This is a genomic window from bacterium (assembly GCA_022616075.1).
Classification (GTDB): domain Bacteria; phylum Acidobacteriota; class HRBIN11; order JAKEFK01; family JAKEFK01; genus JAKEFK01.
The window spans coordinates 20,610-39,894 of sequence record JAKEFK010000202.1; the positions used below are offsets into that span (position 1 = coordinate 20,610).

Annotated in this window: 19 protein-coding genes and 2 tRNA genes; 8 read left to right on the forward strand and 13 right to left on the reverse strand. The window is 48.5% G+C overall.

All coding sequences use genetic code 11. The annotated features are described in order from the left end of the window. Positions 1-153 precede the first annotated feature (153 nt). Positions 154-2,466: a protein kinase gene (locus L0156_16085; GenBank protein ID MCI0604512.1), complete on the forward strand. Its 2,313-nt coding sequence runs from the start codon at positions 154-156 to the stop codon at positions 2,464-2,466. Next, positions 2,463-2,948 (forward strand): porin family protein, encoded by a 486-nt coding sequence (locus L0156_16090; protein ID MCI0604513.1) that lies wholly within the window; start codon positions 2,463-2,465, stop codon positions 2,946-2,948. The genes L0156_16085 and L0156_16090 overlap by 4 nt, the downstream gene beginning before the upstream one ends. Positions 2,949-3,007: 59 nt before the next feature. Here L0156_16090 and L0156_16095 read toward each other — a convergent pair whose 3' ends face one another. Next, a complete protein-coding gene (locus tag L0156_16095) occupies positions 3,008-4,036 on the reverse strand; it encodes an ankyrin repeat domain-containing protein (protein ID MCI0604514.1) in 1,029 nt (342 codons plus the stop codon). Positions 4,037-4,150: 114 nt separating this feature from the next. Here L0156_16095 and L0156_16100 point away from each other — a divergent pair, with 114 nt between their 5' ends. Then, a complete protein-coding gene (locus L0156_16100; protein ID MCI0604515.1) occupies positions 4,151-4,612 on the forward strand; it encodes a hypothetical protein in 462 nt (153 codons plus the stop codon). Here L0156_16100 and L0156_16105 read toward each other — a convergent pair. The 4 genes from L0156_16105 to L0156_16120 all read right to left on the reverse strand — a co-directional run bounded on the left by L0156_16105 (position 4,559) and on the right by L0156_16120 (position 8,909). Next, on the reverse strand, positions 4,559-5,029 hold the full coding sequence (locus tag L0156_16105) for a hypothetical protein (GenBank protein MCI0604516.1): 471 nt from the start codon (positions 5,027-5,029) through the stop codon (positions 4,559-4,561). The two genes, L0156_16100 and L0156_16105, sit on opposite strands and share 54 nt — an antisense overlap. A 6-nt stretch (positions 5,030-5,035) precedes the next feature. Then, on the reverse strand, positions 5,036-5,590 hold the full coding sequence (locus L0156_16110) for a hypothetical protein (GenBank protein ID MCI0604517.1): 555 nt from the start codon (positions 5,588-5,590) through the stop codon (positions 5,036-5,038). Between the two features lie 113 nt (positions 5,591-5,703). After that, positions 5,704-8,244 carry an FtsX-like permease family protein gene (locus tag L0156_16115; protein ID MCI0604518.1) on the reverse strand — a complete coding sequence of 847 codons (2,541 nt, stop codon included), beginning with the start codon at positions 8,242-8,244 and terminating at the stop codon, positions 5,704-5,706. Beyond that, positions 8,229-8,909 (reverse strand): ABC transporter ATP-binding protein, encoded by a 681-nt coding sequence (locus L0156_16120; GenBank protein MCI0604519.1) that lies wholly within the window; start codon positions 8,907-8,909, stop codon positions 8,229-8,231. Before L0156_16120 ends, L0156_16115 begins: the two co-directional genes overlap by 16 nt. On the opposite strand from L0156_16120, the gene L0156_16125 reads away from it, so the two are divergent. Next, positions 8,908-9,591 (forward strand): arylesterase, encoded by a 684-nt coding sequence (locus tag L0156_16125; protein ID MCI0604520.1) that lies wholly within the window; start codon positions 8,908-8,910, stop codon positions 9,589-9,591. The two genes, L0156_16120 and L0156_16125, sit on opposite strands and share 2 nt — an antisense overlap. On the opposite strand, the gene L0156_16130 is transcribed toward L0156_16125, so the two are convergent. Beyond that, positions 9,583-10,863, reverse strand: coding sequence for an MFS transporter (locus L0156_16130; GenBank protein MCI0604521.1), 1,281 nt, complete (start codon positions 10,861-10,863; stop codon positions 9,583-9,585). The two genes, L0156_16125 and L0156_16130, sit on opposite strands and share 9 nt — an antisense overlap. A gap of 152 nt (positions 10,864-11,015) precedes the next feature. On the opposite strand from L0156_16130, the gene L0156_16135 reads away from it, so the two are divergent. The 4 genes from L0156_16135 to L0156_16150 all read left to right on the forward strand — a co-directional run bounded on the left by L0156_16135 (position 11,016) and on the right by L0156_16150 (position 15,131). Then, positions 11,016-11,288 carry a hypothetical protein gene (locus L0156_16135; GenBank protein ID MCI0604522.1) on the forward strand — a complete coding sequence of 91 codons (273 nt, stop codon included), beginning with the start codon at positions 11,016-11,018 and terminating at the stop codon, positions 11,286-11,288. A gap of 70 nt (positions 11,289-11,358) precedes the next feature. Further along, positions 11,359-12,645: a hypothetical protein gene (locus L0156_16140; GenBank protein ID MCI0604523.1), complete on the forward strand. Its 1,287-nt coding sequence runs from the start codon at positions 11,359-11,361 to the stop codon at positions 12,643-12,645. A 7-nt stretch (positions 12,646-12,652) separates the two neighbouring features. After that, complete coding sequence (locus L0156_16145; protein MCI0604524.1) at positions 12,653-13,684, forward strand: metal ABC transporter substrate-binding protein; 1,032 nt, start codon at positions 12,653-12,655, stop codon at positions 13,682-13,684. Position 13,685: 1 nt separating this feature from the next. Continuing rightward, positions 13,686-15,131, forward strand: coding sequence for a metal ABC transporter permease (locus L0156_16150; GenBank protein ID MCI0604525.1), 1,446 nt, complete (start codon positions 13,686-13,688; stop codon positions 15,129-15,131). Positions 15,132-15,208: 77 nt separating this feature from the next. On the opposite strand, the gene L0156_16155 is transcribed toward L0156_16150, so the two are convergent. The 7 genes from L0156_16155 to L0156_16185 all read right to left on the reverse strand — a co-directional run bounded on the left by L0156_16155 (position 15,209) and on the right by L0156_16185 (position 19,260). Continuing rightward, positions 15,209-15,739, reverse strand: coding sequence for an ACT domain-containing protein (locus L0156_16155; protein MCI0604526.1), 531 nt, complete (start codon positions 15,737-15,739; stop codon positions 15,209-15,211). Between the two features lie 36 nt (positions 15,740-15,775). Further along, positions 15,776-16,378 carry a hypothetical protein gene (locus tag L0156_16160; GenBank protein ID MCI0604527.1) on the reverse strand — a complete coding sequence of 201 codons (603 nt, stop codon included), beginning with the start codon at positions 16,376-16,378 and terminating at the stop codon, positions 15,776-15,778. 57 nt (positions 16,379-16,435) lie between these two features. Further along, positions 16,436-16,508, reverse strand: a tRNA-Arg gene (locus tag L0156_16165). A gap of 59 nt (positions 16,509-16,567) precedes the next feature. Further along, positions 16,568-16,960 (reverse strand): four helix bundle protein, encoded by a 393-nt coding sequence (locus tag L0156_16170; GenBank protein ID MCI0604528.1) that lies wholly within the window; start codon positions 16,958-16,960, stop codon positions 16,568-16,570. A 71-nt stretch (positions 16,961-17,031) separates the two neighbouring features. Then, positions 17,032-17,105, reverse strand: a tRNA-Arg gene (locus L0156_16175). A 188-nt stretch (positions 17,106-17,293) separates the two neighbouring features. Further along, the gene (locus L0156_16180; protein MCI0604529.1) at positions 17,294-17,878 is read right to left on the reverse strand and encodes an acyloxyacyl hydrolase; all 585 of its coding nucleotides are present in this window, start codon (positions 17,876-17,878) and stop codon (positions 17,294-17,296) included. Then, entirely contained in the window at positions 17,875-19,260 is a 1,386-nt protein-coding gene (locus tag L0156_16185) for a sigma-54 dependent transcriptional regulator (GenBank protein MCI0604530.1), read from the reverse strand. The genes L0156_16180 and L0156_16185 overlap by 4 nt, the downstream gene beginning before the upstream one ends. Between the last annotated feature and the right edge of the window lie 25 nt (positions 19,261-19,285).

Consider the following 19,285-nt stretch of genomic DNA (forward strand, 5'->3'; position numbering starts at 1 on the left):
AGCTGTTCTAATTCAAAATTACCTGAAGAAGCACCGGGTTGATTGATGAGCAAGTGCTCTGCTTGTCTGGAATATTAAGCAGAGCAATTTCTCAGCAATGATAGTTCCATCAAAGAATCAGAGTTATAAACCTAACATGTTCATAAACGCCTTATGGAAAATGCTCTGCCACTACCGGTAAAATCAGACATGGCACTTGCGAGAAACACGAATTTAGGACCTTACGAGATTCAGGACTTGATCGGGGCCGGGGGGATGGGAGAAGTCTATCGCGCCCGTGACACGCGTCTGAACCGCAGCGTTGCCGTCAAAGTATTGCCTGCCAGTTTCGCAGAAGATATCGAACAGCGAATGCGTCTGGAACGCGAAGCAAGAGCCGCTGGTATGCTGAACCATCCCAATGTCCTTGTCATTTTCGATATTGGCACACATGAAGGAAGCCCCTATGTGGTAACGGAACTTCTGGAAGGAGAATCGCTCCGGGACATGATCACTCAAGGGCCAATCGCTTTGCAAACTGCAATGACCCACGCGGTTCAAATCGCATCAGGACTCTCGGCGGCTCATGAAAAATCGATCATTCATCGCGATTTAAAACCGGACAACATCTTTCTCACAAGCAGTGGCATTGTGAAGATTCTTGATTTTGGTCTGGCCAAAATCGACACGATGTTGAAACAGGAAACTACCACCAATTTGCCCACACAATCGCTGACACAACCAGGCTCTTTGCTGGGTACGGTTGCGTACATGTCTCCGGAGCAGGCAAGGGGTCAGCTGGTCGATGCACGCTCCGACATATTTTCATTTGGCGTTGTGCTTTTCGAAATGGTTTCCGGACGCAGACCTTTTCAAGGCCAAACCGCCACCGACATCCTGACAGCCATCTTAAGAGACGAGCCCGATTTCAGTGATTTTCCGCAACCTCTTTTTGGTGAATTGCAACGGATATTGCTTCACGCACTTGCGAAAGATCCCGAAGCAAGATTTCAAAACGCCCGCGAACTTGTTTTCGCCCTTCGCATTATCGAGGCCGAACTGCTTGCGCAAAGTAACAGGCAAGGTCAGGCGATGATTTCCCATCAAAAGAAGGGTGATTTTCGGATGGCTGTACTCCCTTTCCTGGATCTTAGCGCGGAAAAGGACCAACAATATTTTTGCGATGGAATGACAGAAGAATTGATCAGTGCGCTGACTAAAGTCGAAGGATTGCGTGTGGTCTCCAGAACATCCGCGTTTCAATTTCAAGGGCAGCGTACCGATATTCGCAGAATCGGACAGCAACTGGGTGTGGGAGCCATTTTGGACGGTAGTGTTAGAAAATCGGGGAGCAGAATCCGGATCACGGCGGAGCTCATCAATGTGCAGGATGGATTTCATTTGTGGTCTGAAAGATACGACCGCGAAATCGCAGATGTTTTTGATATACAGGACGAAATCGCCCGAACGATTGTGGATACATTGAAGCTGGAGCTGGTTGGTTCAAAAGCGCTGAATCTCGTTCCGAGATACACCGATAATCAGGAAGCTTACAATTTGTATTTGAAAGGTCGCTACTACTGGAACAAGAGATCTCGCGATGGTGTGGAGCGCGCGATCGAATATTTTAATCAGGCAATTGAGAAGGATCAGTCGTACGCTATTGCTTATTCGGGACTCGCCGATTGCTATTCCATCATGGGATTTTATGCATATCTAAAACCTGCGGAAATGTACTCGAAGGCAAAGGCGGCTGCCGAAACGGCGTTGCGATTGGATTCCAATCTTCCGGAAGGTCACCTTTCCATGGGCGCCGTCTATCTGTATTTTGAGATGGATTGGCAGCTCGGCCATCGCTGCATGCGCAGGTCGTTGGAGTTGAATCCGGCGTTTGCGCTTGGGCACTGCTGGTATTCCGGTTTTTTGAGCTTGCTTGGCCAGCATCGTGAGGCCCGAGAACATGCACAGAAAGCGTTGCAGCTCGATCCACTTTCACCGCTTTTTTGTTATTTCTACGGTTTTTGTTTTTACAATGACCGCCGCTACGACGAAGCACTGCAACAGTTTCACAGCGCGTTTGAAATAGAACCTGATTTTCTGGTTGCTCTCTGGTGTTCCGCTCAAATCTATTTGAAGAAGCGGATGTATGAGATGGCAATACGTGCGATGGAAAAAGTATGCGCAATCACCAATCGCAGCCCTTTCTATGTGTCTTATCTTGCGCTTGCTTATGCGGAAGCCGGCGCAACAGGAGAAGCAGAACGGCTGCTGGGAGAGCTTCAGCAAAGAGCCGTCAAAGAATACGTTCCTCCTTTCTCATACACGAGGATCTATATGGGACTGCGAAAACTGGATGAAGCTTTTGAGGAACTCAAGAAAGCAATTGCTGAAAAGAATGTGATCATCTATATGTTTCAATCTCCTGAATTTGACATGCTGCGGGCAGATGCCCGATATGAAAGTATTCTTGGGACTCTAAAACCATGAAATATTTGTTTTTGATTGCCTTGATCATTTTTCCTGTAATCGCCTTTGCCGAGATCACACCGGCTTCGGGCTGGTATGTTCGCCTCGATACCGGTTTTTCCAGCGCACGGGCGGACGAACTTGGCACGTCTCCTGTTTTTGGGGGAGGGCTCGGATATTCATATGTTCCCGGATTGCGAGGTGATCTTACTCTCACGTATCGCCCCGGATTCGAAGATGAATTTCAGGCTCTGACAACGCTCCTTTCGCTGTATTTGGATCTTTATTCAACCGCAAGGGTGTCACCTTATGGCGGATTTGGAATCGGTGTCTCACGCAACGAACTGCAAAACGTAAGGACTACACCTTTTGCCTGGCAACTTTGCGGAGGGGCCAACGTTCAACTGGGGAATAGCTGGCTCCTGGACATTGGATACCATCTCGTGAAGGGCGGCGATTTGCATTCACATGAAGTACAGGCAAGCCTGCAGTTTACGTTTTAAGCAAAGTAGCGCGGGCGTCACGCCTGCAAGTCGCCGGCCAGAGGCCCGCGCTACTTTGTTTATTGCGTGGCGCCGGATTTTACGAGCAAACGGATGATGATTTCCTTTTTGTTCTTGACCGCAAACATGAGGGCGGTCATGCCATCATTCCTTTTTACATTCACATCTGCGCCGGCCTTGATGAGCGCTTGAACGATTTCCGCATAGCCTTTGGAAGATGCTGCCATAAGAGCCGTAAGGCCGTTGTCCGTTTTCGCATTCACATCTGCTCCCGCTACGATCAGCATTTGCGCAATTTGCAAATGCCCTTTTAGCGATGCCCAGGTTAATGCCGTGTCGCCTCCTTCGGCAGTTCTTGCGTTTACATTCGCTCCTTCTAAGAGCAGCTCGCGAACGCGCTCCACATTTCCTTCTCTGGACGCCTGAAGCAAATCACCGGTCGCGCGATCTACTTTCACCGGTTCCTTTTTGGGAGCCGGCTCATTTTTCGGCTCCGATACTTTTTCCGTTACCTCTTTTTTCGTCGGAGGCACCGGCTTTGGTTCGGAGGGAGCATTCTTTGGATTTTGTTTTTTCAATACCGCCAGTACGTCCTGCTGACCAGCTTCCTCTGCCAGCATCACCGCATCTTTTCCATCGTAATCGGTTGCATGAACTCTCGCTCCGGCCGCAATCAACGAGCTGACAATCTCAGTAGAGCCATTCATGGCGGCATGCATCAAAGCGGACCGGCCCTTCTCGTCGATCGCGTTTACATCGGGTTTCGCTCGCAAGATCGCCTTTGTTGCTGTTTTATGATTGCCCGCTGCTGCCTTCATTAAAGCGGACATCCCTTCCTTATCACGGACATTTACATCTGCCCGGTGCTCTGCCAGCAGATTCACAATTTCCGAATGACCTTCCCCGGCCGCCCAGTTGAGAGCGGTTCGACCGTCTTGATCAACGGTATTCAGATTTGCGCCTGACTCGATCAGCATTAAGACTTTTTGAATTTCTCCATTCTTAGCTGCTTCGATCAATGGCGTTGCCGCGAAAGAAAAGGAAGCGAGACACGAAAGAAAAAGGCAAAGAAGAAGACGAACTAACATTTTGACCTCACTGACATTTTATAGCATCGGCCGGGAAGTTGAATCTTGCAAGTTTCGTAAGTAAATTTCGTTTCTAGATGAGTCTAACTAGAGGATAACTATATGGAGGTCCTCATGAATACATGGAGATTGATTCTATTGGGCGTGGCGATTTTGGCGTTCACTTCGATTTCAAGTGCAGATATTGCTCCCGGAGCCCGGGTCGGCGCTTTTTTCGACGCAGAAAGCGCATTTATAGGTGGAGAAGTTGTAGCCGACCTGACAGAGAATTGGAGCATTGTCCCAAACGTGGAGTACGTTTTCCTCGACAATGCGAGTCAATTCAATTTCAACTTCGACTTCCAGTACAACATTCGTACTGATTCCAGGTTCGAATTTTGGGCGGGCGCAGGCCCGGCCATCATCCATGTTGATCCGGAGAATGTAAACAGGGATAGCGAGACAGATTTCGGCGCGAATCTTTTTGCCGGTGTCGGATTTCCTCTTCGTGACGCCCGAATTCTACCGTACGTTCAACCGAAGCTAATTCTTGCTGATAATGTTGAATTTGCGCTGGCTTTCGGAGTCCGATTCTAGACTGGCAAGTTTTGCAATCACTTTTCCGGTCGCTTGAATCGGGATTTGCACATACACTTTTTCATCTTCCGATTTCACGTCCACAATAATGTTTGCGCCTTTCTTGGCAATCCAGACCTTTTCGTCAGGAGTGTTCACTTCAACAAAAGGGCCATCCGGACAACGCATCAGTTCATTGGCGGCGGCCTGGATCAGGTCAGAATGCTCGTTGAGTTCGTTTGGCAAATTCACGCGATCCGTAACGGGAGCAAAGTTGAGCGCTGTATTTACCAGCAACATGGGGACCGGTAAAAAGATATGCCCGTCCCTGCTTTGGACGTCCACGATCAGGACGCCGGTTTTTTGAATGACGATACCGGCTACAGCAACAAAACTGAAGCCGATGGCCAGAACTAAAATGCCAAGTTTCACAAACATGGTTGTTTACTTCGCCTGATTCTTATCGTCGATCCAGACACGGACCGAAGTGTCATTGTCTTTGACGGTGATAATGTCTTTCACTCCGCTGTCGCGCAAGGCTTTGATTGCTGCGGTCAAATTCAGTTCATTTCCCTTGCCAGACAGCATTGCATCCACAACTTTCAACGGAATCCGGATGTCCACTTTACTGTTTTTGGATTTTTCTTGCGGTTGCACCAGGAGGAAGTTTCCCTCAATGTAAACACGCACGTTGTTGTCGCGGCTTTCTATGGTCACAAATTCCATGTCCCCTTCTTCACGAATTTCATTCCAAACCTTTCTCAGGTCTTCGACCTTGAGATCGCTGTCATTGAAATTGAAGTGCCCTTTCCGTACTTGCTTTTCCTCAATGAGTGGAAGCATCGTTTCAACAACGGAAATGGGTAAATTGATTTTGACTGTTTCCTCTTTGGCAGTATCTTCGATATGGACATGCACCCACATCTTGGATGCAGCTGAAGAAATACCCGCGCATAGCAGGATGAGTGTGAAGGACAGGAACAGGTTTTTCATTCGCATTTGGCAACCCCCAAACTGGATTTCGTATGTAAGAGACGGAGGTCGAGAGAAGAAAGTTCTTAAACGAAGTAGCGCGGGCCTCTGGCCGGCGATTCGCAGGCGGGACGCCCGCGTTACTGTGTGCGCAGAATACCGAGAGGTTTACGATTCAACACACCGAGGCTGGAGAGGGCTCCTACGAGCGTCACCAGGGCGCTTGTAACCAGCACTCCAAGGAGATAGACGAGCGGGGTTAACTCCCAATCGATCTCGAAAACATGTTCCGTGATTGCATAGGAGAGCCCGATGGCCGCCACAGATCCGATGAGTCCGGAAACCAGGCCGAGAAGGGCATATTCCAGCATAAGTATCGAAAGGACGATTTTTCTGGTAGCGCCAAGTGTTTTTAGAATGGCCGCTTCGTAGATCCTCTGAAACTTGGTCATGGCGATGGAACCGATCAGGATCAAGACACCGCTTAGAAAAACAAAGCTGCCAATAAAGGAGATGCCGAGCGTGATCGTGTTCAGAATCTTCTGAATTCCCCTCACAATGTCCACCACATCGATCGCTGTGACGTTCGGATAGGCATCCACCAGCTTACTCTGGAACTGGGACCGGGCAGGTTCAGTGAGAGGCGCATCGAGCGCTGCAACATACACGTTGGGTGCCGCTTCCAGAACACCGGGACGAAACAGAACATAAAATCCCGTGCGAGCATTCTTCCAATCGACGCGCCGGATGCTTGTAACTTTTGCATTGATTTTTCGGCCCAGGATATCAAAGGTGATGTTCCCTCCAACATCCAGTCCCATCATCCCTTTCAAGCTTTCCTCGATCGAAACTTCAGGTTTTGGAGACGCCGTATTCTCCCAGAATTTGCCTGACAAAATACTTTCGGTTTCATCCAATTTGCCGCGGTAAGTAAGAGTGTATTCAAAGCCAAGCCTTCCACGGTCCTTCTTGTAGGCCTCGCTTTCCGGATCGATGTTTTTTCCGTTAATTGCGGAAATGCGCGCGCGAACCGTGGGGAGCAAAAGTGGTTTTTGATTTGTTGCGTTTCTTATGATTTTTTCCACCCCTTCTTTCTGATCGGATTGAATATCGATCAAGTACATGTTGGGGAGATTCGTGCGTTTTTGAAAATCCATTTCACGAAGCAAGTTGGATTGCATTGCCTGAGTGGCGATAATAAAAAAACTTCCCAGCCCTACAGCCATCACGATCACATGGGTCTGATTCCCTGGACGGTACAGACTGCTGATCGCGTGTCGGGTTTCAAAGGATGCAATCCGTTTGAACCTGCGTACCAGACGCATCAGGAGCCGTGCGGTGAAATGCAACACCAGAGCTGTAACCACAAGACCGCTCAGGAAAAAGATTCCCACGCGCAGCGAACCGGCTTGCCAGACGGAGAGAAGGAGCAGCCCACCCAGCACTGCTGTCGCGACCGACCAGCGAAGAACATCGATTCTTCGTTTTGTTCTTGGTCCCGGCAGAGTGGACTCTGTTTCTTCGCGCAACAGGACATTTGGCTTGATGTGACGAATTCTCAAAAGCGGCAACACGGAAAATAGCATGGTGACGAGCAAACCGAACCCCATTCCTTGGATCACGGCATGCCACTGGAGTGAATAACTCATGTTTGGCGGCAGAACCGATTCATAGTGAGCGCCTAGTAAGTACAACGTGATTTTTGCAAGCACAATCCCTACCAGACTTCCGGTCAAGCCAAGTAAAGAAATCTGAAGAAGGTAAACAGAAAAAATCTTGCGGCCGGTTCCCCCAAGACACTTCAGAACCGCTATGCTTTTCCGCTTTTCTTCGATGAATACTCGCGTAACACTGGATACTCCGATGCCACCAAGGATCAGAATGATGAATCCGGTCAACGACAAAAAATTTTCCGCTCGCGTGAACTGTTCGTCCATTCGTTCCTGGGACTGGCGGTAGGTACGGACGCTCACAAAACTCGTCTTGAGTTCTGTGCGAAGCTGTTCGGAGACTTTTTCAACATTTTCCTCTTCCACACGCAACGAGATTCTCCTGCGAGACCGGCTTCCGAAGCCTGTTAACTGGGCCCTTTCGAAAGCGATCTTTGAAATGAGCGCTTTTGGACCGAAACGGAAACCCCCTGACGCTCCCGGTTCGCGTTCCAGTATTCCGCGGATTGTAAAAACCTCCGTGCCGATCTTTACTTTGTCACCGGTTTTCAGATGGAGTCGTTCCAGGACGCTGTTGCCTACAAGAACGCCGTTGTTCGCAATCAATTCATGTTGAAAGATCTGGCCATGCGCCAGCGTGAACTGTCCGTAAAAAGGATAGGGAGGTTCAATTCCCTCCAATTCCACGAGAAGTGCTCGTTGATTCGATTCTTCAGCCGGTCGCATCATTGTGTCAGACTCTACCGATTCTGCACGCTCCTTCACAAATGGTTTTGCAATGCGATCAATCACTGCCAGAATGTTCGGGGTCCACGGACGGTTGGAACTGATTCGAATATCCGCGCCAAGGATCGCGCGCGCATCGGAGGTCATGACGTGGTTGAAATTCCGGATGATCGAACGCAATGCAACGATTGCTCCAACACCAATCGCAATGCAAATGAAAAAGAATAGAAGGCGCCGCCAGGCAGAACGCAGATCGCGCCGCGCCATCTTCAGAATGAATTGCATACGATATCTTCCACGATGCGGCCGTCACGCAGATGAATCTGACGGTCTGCTTGTTCGGCCAATTCCTTTTCATGCGTTACAAGAAGAAGTGTTGTTCCGCGATTGCGGTTCATCTTCACGAGCAGCTTAAAAACCAGCTTGCCATTTTGCGTATCCAGATTCCCGGTTGGTTCATCCGCGAGCAAAATCGAGGGATTGTTTGCAAAAGCGCGTGCGATCGCCACGCGTTGTTGCTCACCACCGGAAAGCTGTGAAGGATAATGATGAGCGCGTGGCTTCAATCCTACGTCTTCCAGGAGTTGCCACGTGCGTTCTTCGGCCTGAGCAAGTCCTGCGATTTCCATAGGCACAATCACGTTTTCAAATGCTGTAAGAGAGGGAACAAGATGAAAGGATTGGAACACGATTCCGACTTTCTGACTTCGCAGCGAGGCAAGCTCATCCTCATTCATCTTTGTAATATCATGACTATCGATTTCGATTTTCCCTGAAGACGGATAGTCGAGTCCTGCGATCAAACCTAAGAGCGTCGATTTCCCACTGCCGGAAGGTCCAAGAACAGCGACAAATTGTGCATCCGGGATCGTCAAATCTAACGGGTGAAGTATCGTTAGCAATTCACTTCCGGAAGGAACAACTCTTGAAACTTTATATAATTGAATCATGCGATTTAACCGCCAAGTCGCCAAGAACGCCAAGACTGGAATTTATTTACTTTTAATGCTGTCACTTTTTGCATGCGATCAGAAAAGCGAAAAAGCTTCTCCGGCTATTTCGGCCGAACCTGCGCTAAAAGAAGAAAAGTTACCCAAGATCGTGGCGTTTGGCAACAGTCTGACGGCAGGTCTGGGACTTCCTTTGAATCAAAGCTATCCCGCCATCCTTCAAGAATTGATTCAAAAAGACGGTTATAAATACGAAGTTATCAACGCAGGAGTTTCTGGAGACACGACTTCCGGCGGCGTCAGACGACTCGAATGGTCTCTGGAAGGAGACGTTCGATTCTTGATTCTGGAGCTGGGTGGCAACGATATTTTGCGTGGTCAACCAGTTGCAATGATCAAAAAAAATCTTGCTAAAATAATTGAAGCTTCCCGTTCGCGCGGTATCAAAGTGTTGCTTGCCGGAATGGAAGCGCCTACAAATGCGGGTCCTGAGTACAGGCAGGAAGTGCATGAAGCTTATTTAGATCTGGAAAAACAACACGATGTGATCTTTATTCCATTTGTTTTGAAAGATCTAGTCGGCAGCGAAAAACTCATTCAGCAAGATGGCACACATCCCACCGCCGAAGGCACACGATTGATCGCAAAGATGGTGTACGAGCGTTTAAAGCCGTTAATGTAGCGCAGGCGTCTCGCCTGCATTATGGATCGCGGACGTCCCGTCCGCCAAAAGCTTTCTTGCTTCTATGCGAATCGCGGGAAGTGCGCGATAGAACCAGTAAGAAGCGGCAAGGCAGATCAAACCCGAAACGAATACTGTTGTCTGGGGACCAAGAATTTTTGCGGCGTATCCGGCAATCAAACTCCCGATCGGAGCCGTACCTATCAGCATCGTTGTAAAGAAGCTCATCACACGCCCGCGGAACGAATCAGAAATCATCCACTGGATGGCTGTATTTGTGGATGCGACCATCATCATCATGAAAAAACCGGACAGAGCAAGCGCAAGGAAAGCCAGCCAGAAAATCGTTAAAAAGCTGAACAACATCAAGGAAGCGGAAAAGCCAAAAGCTCCTATCGTGATCAGTGTGCTGATCCCCGTTATTCCTTTTCTTCCAGCGAGCAGCAACGCCCCGGAAAGCGCTCCCAGACCCAGCGCGGTCATGAGCCACCCGAGTCCTGTAGCGCCACGCAAAAATATTTGATCCGCAAAGACAGGAAGCAAGATAGCAAATGGAAAGCCCGCCACTCCGAAGCTGCCCAAAAGTTGCAACATCACGCGCACAGGCAATGTTTTTTTCACGTACCGGAATCCTTCCATTAAGTCACGGGTGAGTGTTTGTTTTCTCGGGATTTCTGAGTGAGGCACGCGCATCAACAACAATGACACTAAAACGGCAAGATAAGAGACGCCATTCAACAAAAAACATAAAGCTTCTCCCCATTTTGCAACAATGAATCCAGCGATGGCTGGTCCGATCATTCTTGCGGCATTGAACAGAGAAGAATTCAACGCAATGGCGTTCATGAGATCATCTTTGTTCACCATCTGTATTAAAAAAGACTGTCTTGCCGGCAAATCGAATGCGCTGATTACTCCAATGACAATTCCCAGGATCATGATTTGAGCAACTGTAATATCCCCCTTATAGGTCAGAACTGTCAGCAGAACTGCCTGGAAGAGTGCCAGAGTTTGAGTGATGATCACCAGACGATGCCGGTTGCTGCGATCAACGAGTCCACCTGCCGGTAACGCGAGAATCAGGATCGGGATTTGCTGCGAAAAGGCAACCGTTCCCAGGTAAGCCGTTGAATGTGTGAGCCGGTAGACAAGCCAGCTCAGCCCGACATACTGCATCCAAAAACCAAGAAGCGAAATGAATTGTCCGGGCACAAATAGCCGGAAGTTCCTGTGCTTGAGAGCTGAAATGGAGTTCCGTAACTGCCAGGACATAAGTTCACCGCAGAGAGCGCAGAGAACGCAGAGAAGAACAAACAAAACTCATTTTTACTCTGCGACCTCTGCGTTCTCTGCGGTTAATCTAAGAGGTTCTGTCTTTCACGTCAATTTGACTCGAGGCTTTTTCGTTTCTATAATGCATGGCAATGAAGCGTTTACGCTGGTCAACTCTGATCCTTGCGCTGTTTTACGCTGCCATGCTAGTCGGAGTGCAGTTCCATACGCATTCCGTGGAACAGGATCAACTGACGGCGCACTGCAAGTCCTGTCAGATTTCACATAACGTCTACGACAATGTGAAATCCGCAGACATTCAGATTGCTCAGCCTGTTCTGCATTATCAGGAACAGGAAAGTCTGGCGCATTCAATTCGCAAACTTCAGGAAATCCACTCCGGTCGCGCGCCTCCTCTCTCATAGTTCTCTCTCCCGACGATCAAATAGATTCCAACTCAATCTAACGTTATTTCCATTTCAAGCGGAGGGAACGATGAGACAGTCATTCATTGCCATTTTTATTTTTGCGCTTGTGCTGATTCATCCTGCATTTGCTCAGGACAATGCAGTGCAGGAACTGAAGAATCAAATTGAATCGTTAAAACAGGATTACGAAAAGCGGATTCTGGAGCTGGAGCAAAAGGTCCAGCAGCTGGAAACGCAAATGTTGCAGGTCCCGGAGGCAGAGGTTGCTCCACAGGTCGTGGAAACGCCGCAGCAAACAGCGCCGGGGATTTTGAATCCCGCCATTTCTGTCATCGGCAATTTCGTCGGCCGTGCCGATGACCAGGAAGTGTTCAACGAAGAAGGGGATCGAATCGATGACAAGCTGAATGTGAGGGAAACGGAAATTGATTTCCGCGTCCCGGTCGATCCTTATGCAGACGGTGTGTTAATCGTCGCTTTTGAATCGGAGTTTCCCGGCGAATTCGAAGCGGGTGTGGAAGAAGGATTTGTTAATATCAAAAAGTTACCCTTTTGGGACCAGAATCCACTCGGTTTGAAGCTGAAAGTCGGAAGATTCCGTCCTGCATTCGGCAAGACAAACATCCTACATACTCACGATCTTCCCACCACATTTCGTCCCATGCCTGTGGAAGAGTTTTTGGGCGAAGAAGGTTTTGTCCAGAATGGTTTATCCGGCACGTTTTTTATCCCCACACCATGGGATTCTGCTGCCAGTCTGGATGCAACGGTTGAAATTATGGATGGAGGAAACATTGCAGTTTCTCCGCAAACCGAGTCGCGTCTTTCTTACCTCGGCCATCTGCGCTATTTTCGCACCTTCGAAGGTGGTCACGACATGGAGGTCGGATGGTCCAGTTATTTCCATCCATCCGGAAATGGAGTAGGAGCGGCAACGGCACACGGCGCGGATTTTCTCTATCGCTGGAAACCTTTTCGTCAGGGCCAATGGCGTTCGTATTTGCTTGGCGCTGAGCTGATATTTGCTCCAAATCTAACGGCTGACGAGGAAGAAGAGATTGTCGTAGATGACACACCTCTCGGCTTTACAGCCTTCACGCAATGGCAGTTTGATCGCAGAACCTATGCGGGGATCCGTTACGATCAGACCGATGTGCTGCTCAGTCCGGATCTTCAACGCCGGAGCATCACTCCTTATCTGTCCTACTACTTCAGCGAGTTCCTCCGTTTCCGGGTGAATTTTGAGCACCGGTGGAGCGACTTAGAGGAAGAAGATGGCCGGAACAGCCTCGTTCTTGAATTGAACTGGGTATTCGGCTCACATCCGCCGGAACCCTACTGGGTTAATAAGTGAGGTGATTATGAAATACACAAAAAACATATTATTCAGTTTATTCCTTCTAATAGTTTCGAACTTTGCACAGGCACAAGGCAAAAAGGTCAACGTGGTGTGTACTCTCCCCACTCTGAAAGCGTTGACTCAAGAAGTGGGGGGAGATCGTGTGGACGTAATCTCGCTCGCGCGGGGAGATCAGGATCCGCATTTTGTGAGTCCGACACCTGTATTGATGAAGAAAACGCGTGAGGCCGCGCTTCTGATTGAGAACGGAATCTCTCTTGAGCTCTGGGGTGATGAAGTCGCAAACGGATCCGGTAATTCAAAGATTTTTCGTGGTAATCCAGGACGTGTCGTGGCGTCTAAAGGAATTCCGACCCTGGAAGTCCCTTCTGTGTTAACACGTGAGATGGGGGACATACACCCGCAAGGAAATCCGCATGTTTGGCTCGATCCGTTGCTTGCAAAAGTTCAGGCAACAAACATAGCTGAAGCGCTGAAGGCGGCCGATCCTGAAGGCGCATCCTATTACGAATCGCGAAAGAAAGATTTTCATAACCGGATCGATAACGCTCTCTTCGGGCCGGAGTTGTTAAAGCTCGTTGGGATCCAGAAACTCACACGGCTCGCGGCGAGCGGTGAGCTTCATAATTTTTTGCAAAACAACAAATTCGGTGGACAACCCCTCAGCGCGAAAACCGGGGGATGGTTAAAAACAGCTGAAAAACTGCGGGGCGCAAAAGCTTATGAGTTTCACAAAGTATGGGTGTATTTTGCGCGCATCTTTGGAATGCAACTAATGGGCACGATTGAAGAGCGTCCCGGCATCCCCCCTGGGCCGCAGCACGTCAGGGATCTGACAACCAAGATTCAGAATGAAAAAATTCCACTGATCCTGGTTGATAACTTCTACGATCCCGCATTGCCACGCAATATTGCAAGCAAAACAGGATCGAAAGTTGTTGTATTGCCCAATCAGGTGGAAGGTGAGCCCGGCATCACAACATACTTTCAGTTGATCGATCACATCATCCAGAAGACCACAGGAGTGCTGTAGTATGGCCAGCGCGATGGAGCTTCAATGGATGCTTTTGCCATTTCTGGCTTGTCTCGTTCTCTCGATCATTCACGTTTACTTGGGCATCCACGTTATTGCTCGCAAAGTCATTTTCGTGGATCTGGCGCTTGCGCAAATCGCCGCTCTGGGCGCCACATATGCAACGACACTTGGCTATGATCCCTACGGCGATTCACTCAAAGTTTCTCTTTTCTCACTTCTCTTTACGTTTGTTGGCGCTGTAGTGTTTGCGATTGCAAGAATGCGCAAGGAGAAAGTTCCGCAGGAAGCTTTTATCGGCATTATTTATGCGGCAGCGACAGCAGCATCCATTTTGATTCTCTCTAAATCGGTCACGGGTGGAGAAGAATTAAGACACATGCTCGTTGGGGACTTGTTGCTTGTGAGCCGCGAATCCGTTCTCCAAGTGGCGATCTTGTACGCTTTTCTTGGCGTCTTTCACATCCTCTTTCGCAAGAAATTCATAGCAATTTCCATCGATCCAGAAGCGGCTGAAGCTTCTGGTATTCGTGTTCGTTTCTGGGATGTTTTGTTTTACATGTCCTTTGGCGTAGTCATCACCAAATCCGTTACCGTGGTTGGGGTGTTATTGGTTTTTTCGTATCTTGTGGTACCCGCTGTGGTTGCGCAGATGTGGGCGACTTCCGTATCCGGCCGTTTGTTTCTCGGTTGGGGTGTAGCTATCCTCGCAAGCACCGCGGGGATTGTCTGGTCTTTCTATTCGGATTATCCCACCGGCCCGGCTGTTGTTGTGATGCTCACGTTCTCACTCATCCTTTCTTCGATTGTTTACTATCTGCGCTACTCAGTTTCTCGCGCGCAGGCGGTCTTTCAAATAGGCGCCATGGCAGTATTTCTGGTTCTCTTTTTCTTTGGTCTGTCACAGTTCAAAAAGGTTGAACACACAGAAACCAGGAAAGCTCCTGTCGATTTGCTCTTAGGGGAATTGAAGGAGGAGGACCAGACTCATCAATTGGATGCGGTTCAACACCTCGGTGAGATGCATGACTCCCGTATTGTTCCGGCCCTCACCGAGTTCCTGGAGAAAGCATCTTCCGAACAATTGGTGGAGGCTACGATCGAAGCTCTTGCAAAACAGAGTGATCCACGAGCCATCTCAGCGTTACGAGAAGCCGCAAAAAAGGATTACGACGAATTCATGAAACTTTCCATTGCGAATGCGCAACTCAAAGTCGGTGATGCTCAAGGTGTTCTCACACTGATCAGGATTTTGGAAACGGAATCGGGCGCGTTTGCGCGCCAGCAAGCAGCTGATGCATTAGGGGAGCAGTCGGGAGTAAAATTCGGTTATAACGCTGAAAAATCAGTTGCAGAAAATGCCGTGGCCTTGAGGAAAATTCGCGCCTGGTGGGAGAACAGAGGAAGCAAACTGAAGTACAACAAGGATACCGGCAAATTCGAATGATTCTTGAACAGAAGCTCGCAAAGTACGCAAAGATTAAAAATTCTTCGCGATCTTCGCGTTCTTCTGTTCAAAAAAAGCTATGCCGGACGCAAATCAATATCGATATTTTCTTGCAACTCGATTTCATCCAACTGCATTCGCAATCGATTGATGCTGACTCCTGCCGGAATAGAAAGTTCTGCTTCCATTCGAAAAATCGGGGTGCCGCTGTCAGGAGCGGCGTAGGTCTCCGTCTCCATGGATTCAATGTTGATTCCAAGATCGCTTAGGATCGTGCTCAAACGGTGCACAACTCCGGGATGGTCCAGACACGAAGCAGTAAAACGATAAGGCAAAGAGGGCTGAATTTTTTTTCGAACTCCCGGTTTTCGTACGTAAATATCCAGTCCGATATCCGAAGCAAGAGTCTGGCGCTTCTCTCCCAGCACGTTGATGTTTGCTGCTTCGCCCGAGACCAAAACCATGAATGCAAACTCACCTGCAAGAACCGCCATTTTACTGTCTTCGATGTTGCAGCCGGATTGCTGGATGAATTCTGAAATTTTTTCTACAAGACCGACGTGGTCCGCGCCCACTGCTATCAAAACAAGATTTTGACGTTCAGCCATGTTCTTAGTTTAAGGTTCAAGGTTCAAAGTTCAAAGTCATTGTGGAAGACACCGTATGTAATCCTCTGAAAGGATTTGCCGGAAAACATCTTTTAACCCTGAATGCATTTCATCAAGGATGAAGATCAAGTCTGAAACGTTCACAGGGCCGGGATTACGAGATTCCATATTTAGTTGTATGCAATAACCGTCGATTTGATCATCCCAATCCGGTTGTAACCAGACGCGGATTTCACCAAATTCATATCGATAGGTAAATTCCGTACGAAAAAATTCAATTCGGTCTTTCAATGAAGCAGGCATTTGAAAGCTGATGTTGAGATAGTTTTGAAAATTTCTGAGATCCTGCAGCGGGATCTCATTCGAATACGAAAGGGAAACGCCGGTTAGCTTTGTGATCCCAGCTGTATTCAAGATCATCGGCAATAGCGTACTCCAATGCTCTCGCAATCGCCCGAAACTTATTTTTTGACTGTTGTGTAGCTCGAGACGGTCGGAACGAATCACGATCGACTCCGATGGATGCATTGTTTGATCCCCGAATGCCAGACGATCCTGGGCCGCCTCGTTTGGATCAAATTGCAACTGCAGAATAACTTCCAGCAGTGGTGGGCTGTCTTCTAATGCATCATTTGCCATAACGCCCTTACCAGTGACGCGTAGACTCGCAGACGCGCAAACGCGTCGACGCTTTAGTGCGCCTGGAGGGACTCGAACCCCCGACCTACAGCTCCGGAGGCTGCCGCTCTATCCACTGAGCTACAGGCGCAAGATCGTCTTCGCGTTGGCGCGTCGGTGCGTCTACGCGTCGTCTAGGCGTGCTCGCGTCTATTCGTCGAAGCGTTGATGCGTTCGCGCGCTAGTTCGTAAATATTTTATCAGGTTTGAAAGCATGCGAGATGTATGGTCCGTTTCCTCATATAGTTGTTCGAATGAAACACAGGAGAAATACTCCTGATCCAGAGCAATATAAGATTGACTCTGTAATTCTGCAGCTGAACCGCGCGAAATATACAAAAATTGAGTGAATTCTCTGTCCGTATGACGCGAAAATCCTTCAGCTATATTCGAAAGAATGGAAACTGCAGCATTCCTCATTTGATTCCGCAGCCTGAAGTCCCTGTTAAATTGCGGGGCCTCTGTTAATCGGTAAACCAGCTTCGCAAGCTCTCGAGCTCTCTTCCAAACTTCTAAATCTTCAAATCGGCGGATCGTACTCATGTGTTCACTCCTTCCCGCCAATTTGCGCGACGCGACAGACGCGCAGACTCGAAGACGCATCGACGCTCTAGCGCGCCCGGAGAGACTCGAACTCCCGACCTACAGGTTCGAAGCCTGGCGCTCTATCCAGCTGAGCTACGGGCGCAAAATCGTCTTCGCGTCGCGTGTCTACTCGTCGATGCATCTACGCGTCGCGTCGTTAAGGATACAAAAAAAGGGAGGGCGTGGCAAACGAACTATTTTCGCCACAGAGAACGCAAAGAGCGCAGAGGAAAAAAGAGATTATTTATTCTTTTCTTTCCTCTGCGATCTCTGCGGTCTCAGCGGTTAATCTTAACGGAACCAGTGATAGCCCACAAACATCTGAACGCTATTGATCCCAGGGTTTGGGCTGTCGAGGCCGCCGTTCGAAATGTGCATGTACTTCAACGTGAGTGTGAAAGCTTGTCTTTGACCGGTCATTATGTGAAAACCAAAACCCGCTTGTGGAGTGAAATTGAAGGGAAAAGTTTTTTCGGGAACATCCTCAGAGGTCAGCAACATGCCTGCCCCCGCTTCAAAATAGGGAATCCATCTGTTGTGCGCCGAAGTGAAATTCCATTTCAAGATAATTGGTGTCACATCAAAACCGTAAACCGTGGAATCTTGAAATACAAAAAATGCCGGAATCGCTTCTACCGCATATTCCAATCGCCCTCGAAAAATTCCTTTGCCCAGATCTCCAGTCAATACTTTGCCAATCCGCGCTCCAGTCAGCCAAAGCTGCGTATCAGCTGTGGTGCCGCTTACTCCGCTTCCTCCGCCTGTCCAGACTCCAACATTCCAGCTCCCCTTATTCAGTATCAAGCTTTCCTGAGCGCTGGAATGAGATGTAAAAGCTAACAAAAGGATGGACAGGAGAAAGAAAGACTTCGTCATTGCCGGAAATCTTCTGCTTTTAAATTATGCTTCTTCATGAGGCGATAAAGCGTGCCTCTTGGAATTTCTGCTTTTCTTGCTGCCCGGGAAATATCTCCCAGACAAACCCGCAATAGATTCGACAGATACCATTTTTCGAAGGCTGCCATTCTCTGCGCGCGAACTGTGAAGAAACCACCGCGATCACGCGAACGACGTTCTCCACCCTGAACAACGATCTCATCCGGAAGATCATCCACAGTCAACAAGTGATGCGAACTCATAGCGAGAGCGCGTTTAATGACGTTCTGCAGTTCGCGTACATTCCCGGGCCAGGAGTAACGCATCAGAATCTCCGTAACTTCAGGTTCAATTTCCACCAGCCCTTTTCCCATCTGTTCTGCATACATAGTAACAAAATGGGAGACCAGCAACGGAATATCTTCCGTTCTTTCCCTCAATGCCGGAAGTGAAATTCTGGCTACATTGATTCTGTAATAAAGATCGTTTCGGAACCGTTGTTCCCTGATTTCATTTTCGAGGTTTCGTGAAGTGGCGACGATTACCCGAACATCCAGGTTGATCTCTTCTTTTCCGCCCACTCTGCGGATTTTTCTTTCCTGCAAAGCCCGTAGCAGTTTCGCCTGCAATCGGATTGGCAATTCACCAACTTCATCCATGAAGAAAGTACCTTTATTTGCGACTTCCAGAAGTCCAATGCTCCGGTTTTCCGCTCCAGTGAATGCTCCTTTTTCGTATCCGAACAATTCCGATTCCAGCAAATTTTCAGGTATAGCACCGCAATCAATCGCAACAAACCTGTTTTCTTTTCTGGGACTGCGATCATGAATGCTCCGGGCAACGAGTTCTTTGCCGGTGCCTGTTTCTCCAAAAATCAACACATCCAGATCGTTTTGCGAAACCATCTGGATGGTTTTAAATACTCCCCGCATTGCGGAACTTCGACCGACAATTCCATCCAGTGAATGCGAACGAACCATCTGCCACTGCAATGACTTGTATTCTTCACGTAAACGTTTTGCTTCCAGTAAATGCCGGACCGTTGAAAGGAAATCATCAGGGAAAAAAGGTTTTGTTATGTAATCGGCGGATCCAAGCTTCATGCAATCAATGGCGGCTTTAACGCTGACCGATTCGGTAAGAAGCAAAATAGGAATGTTTGGATCTTTTTGACGAGCCACGCGAAACAATTCGCGAGTTTGTTCAGCAGGGAATTGTGTATCAATTACGAGTAAATCCACATCTTCCTTTTGCAGCCTGTGAACGCCGTCTTTCGGGTTTTTGGCTGAATAAACTTCTGTCTCAGGAAGTTTCGTTAGCGTATGAGCGCAAAGATCAAGAATGCTTTCCTGTGCATCGACAACTAAAACCTGTGAAATCATATATCAGTCATCATTCGGTTCATTT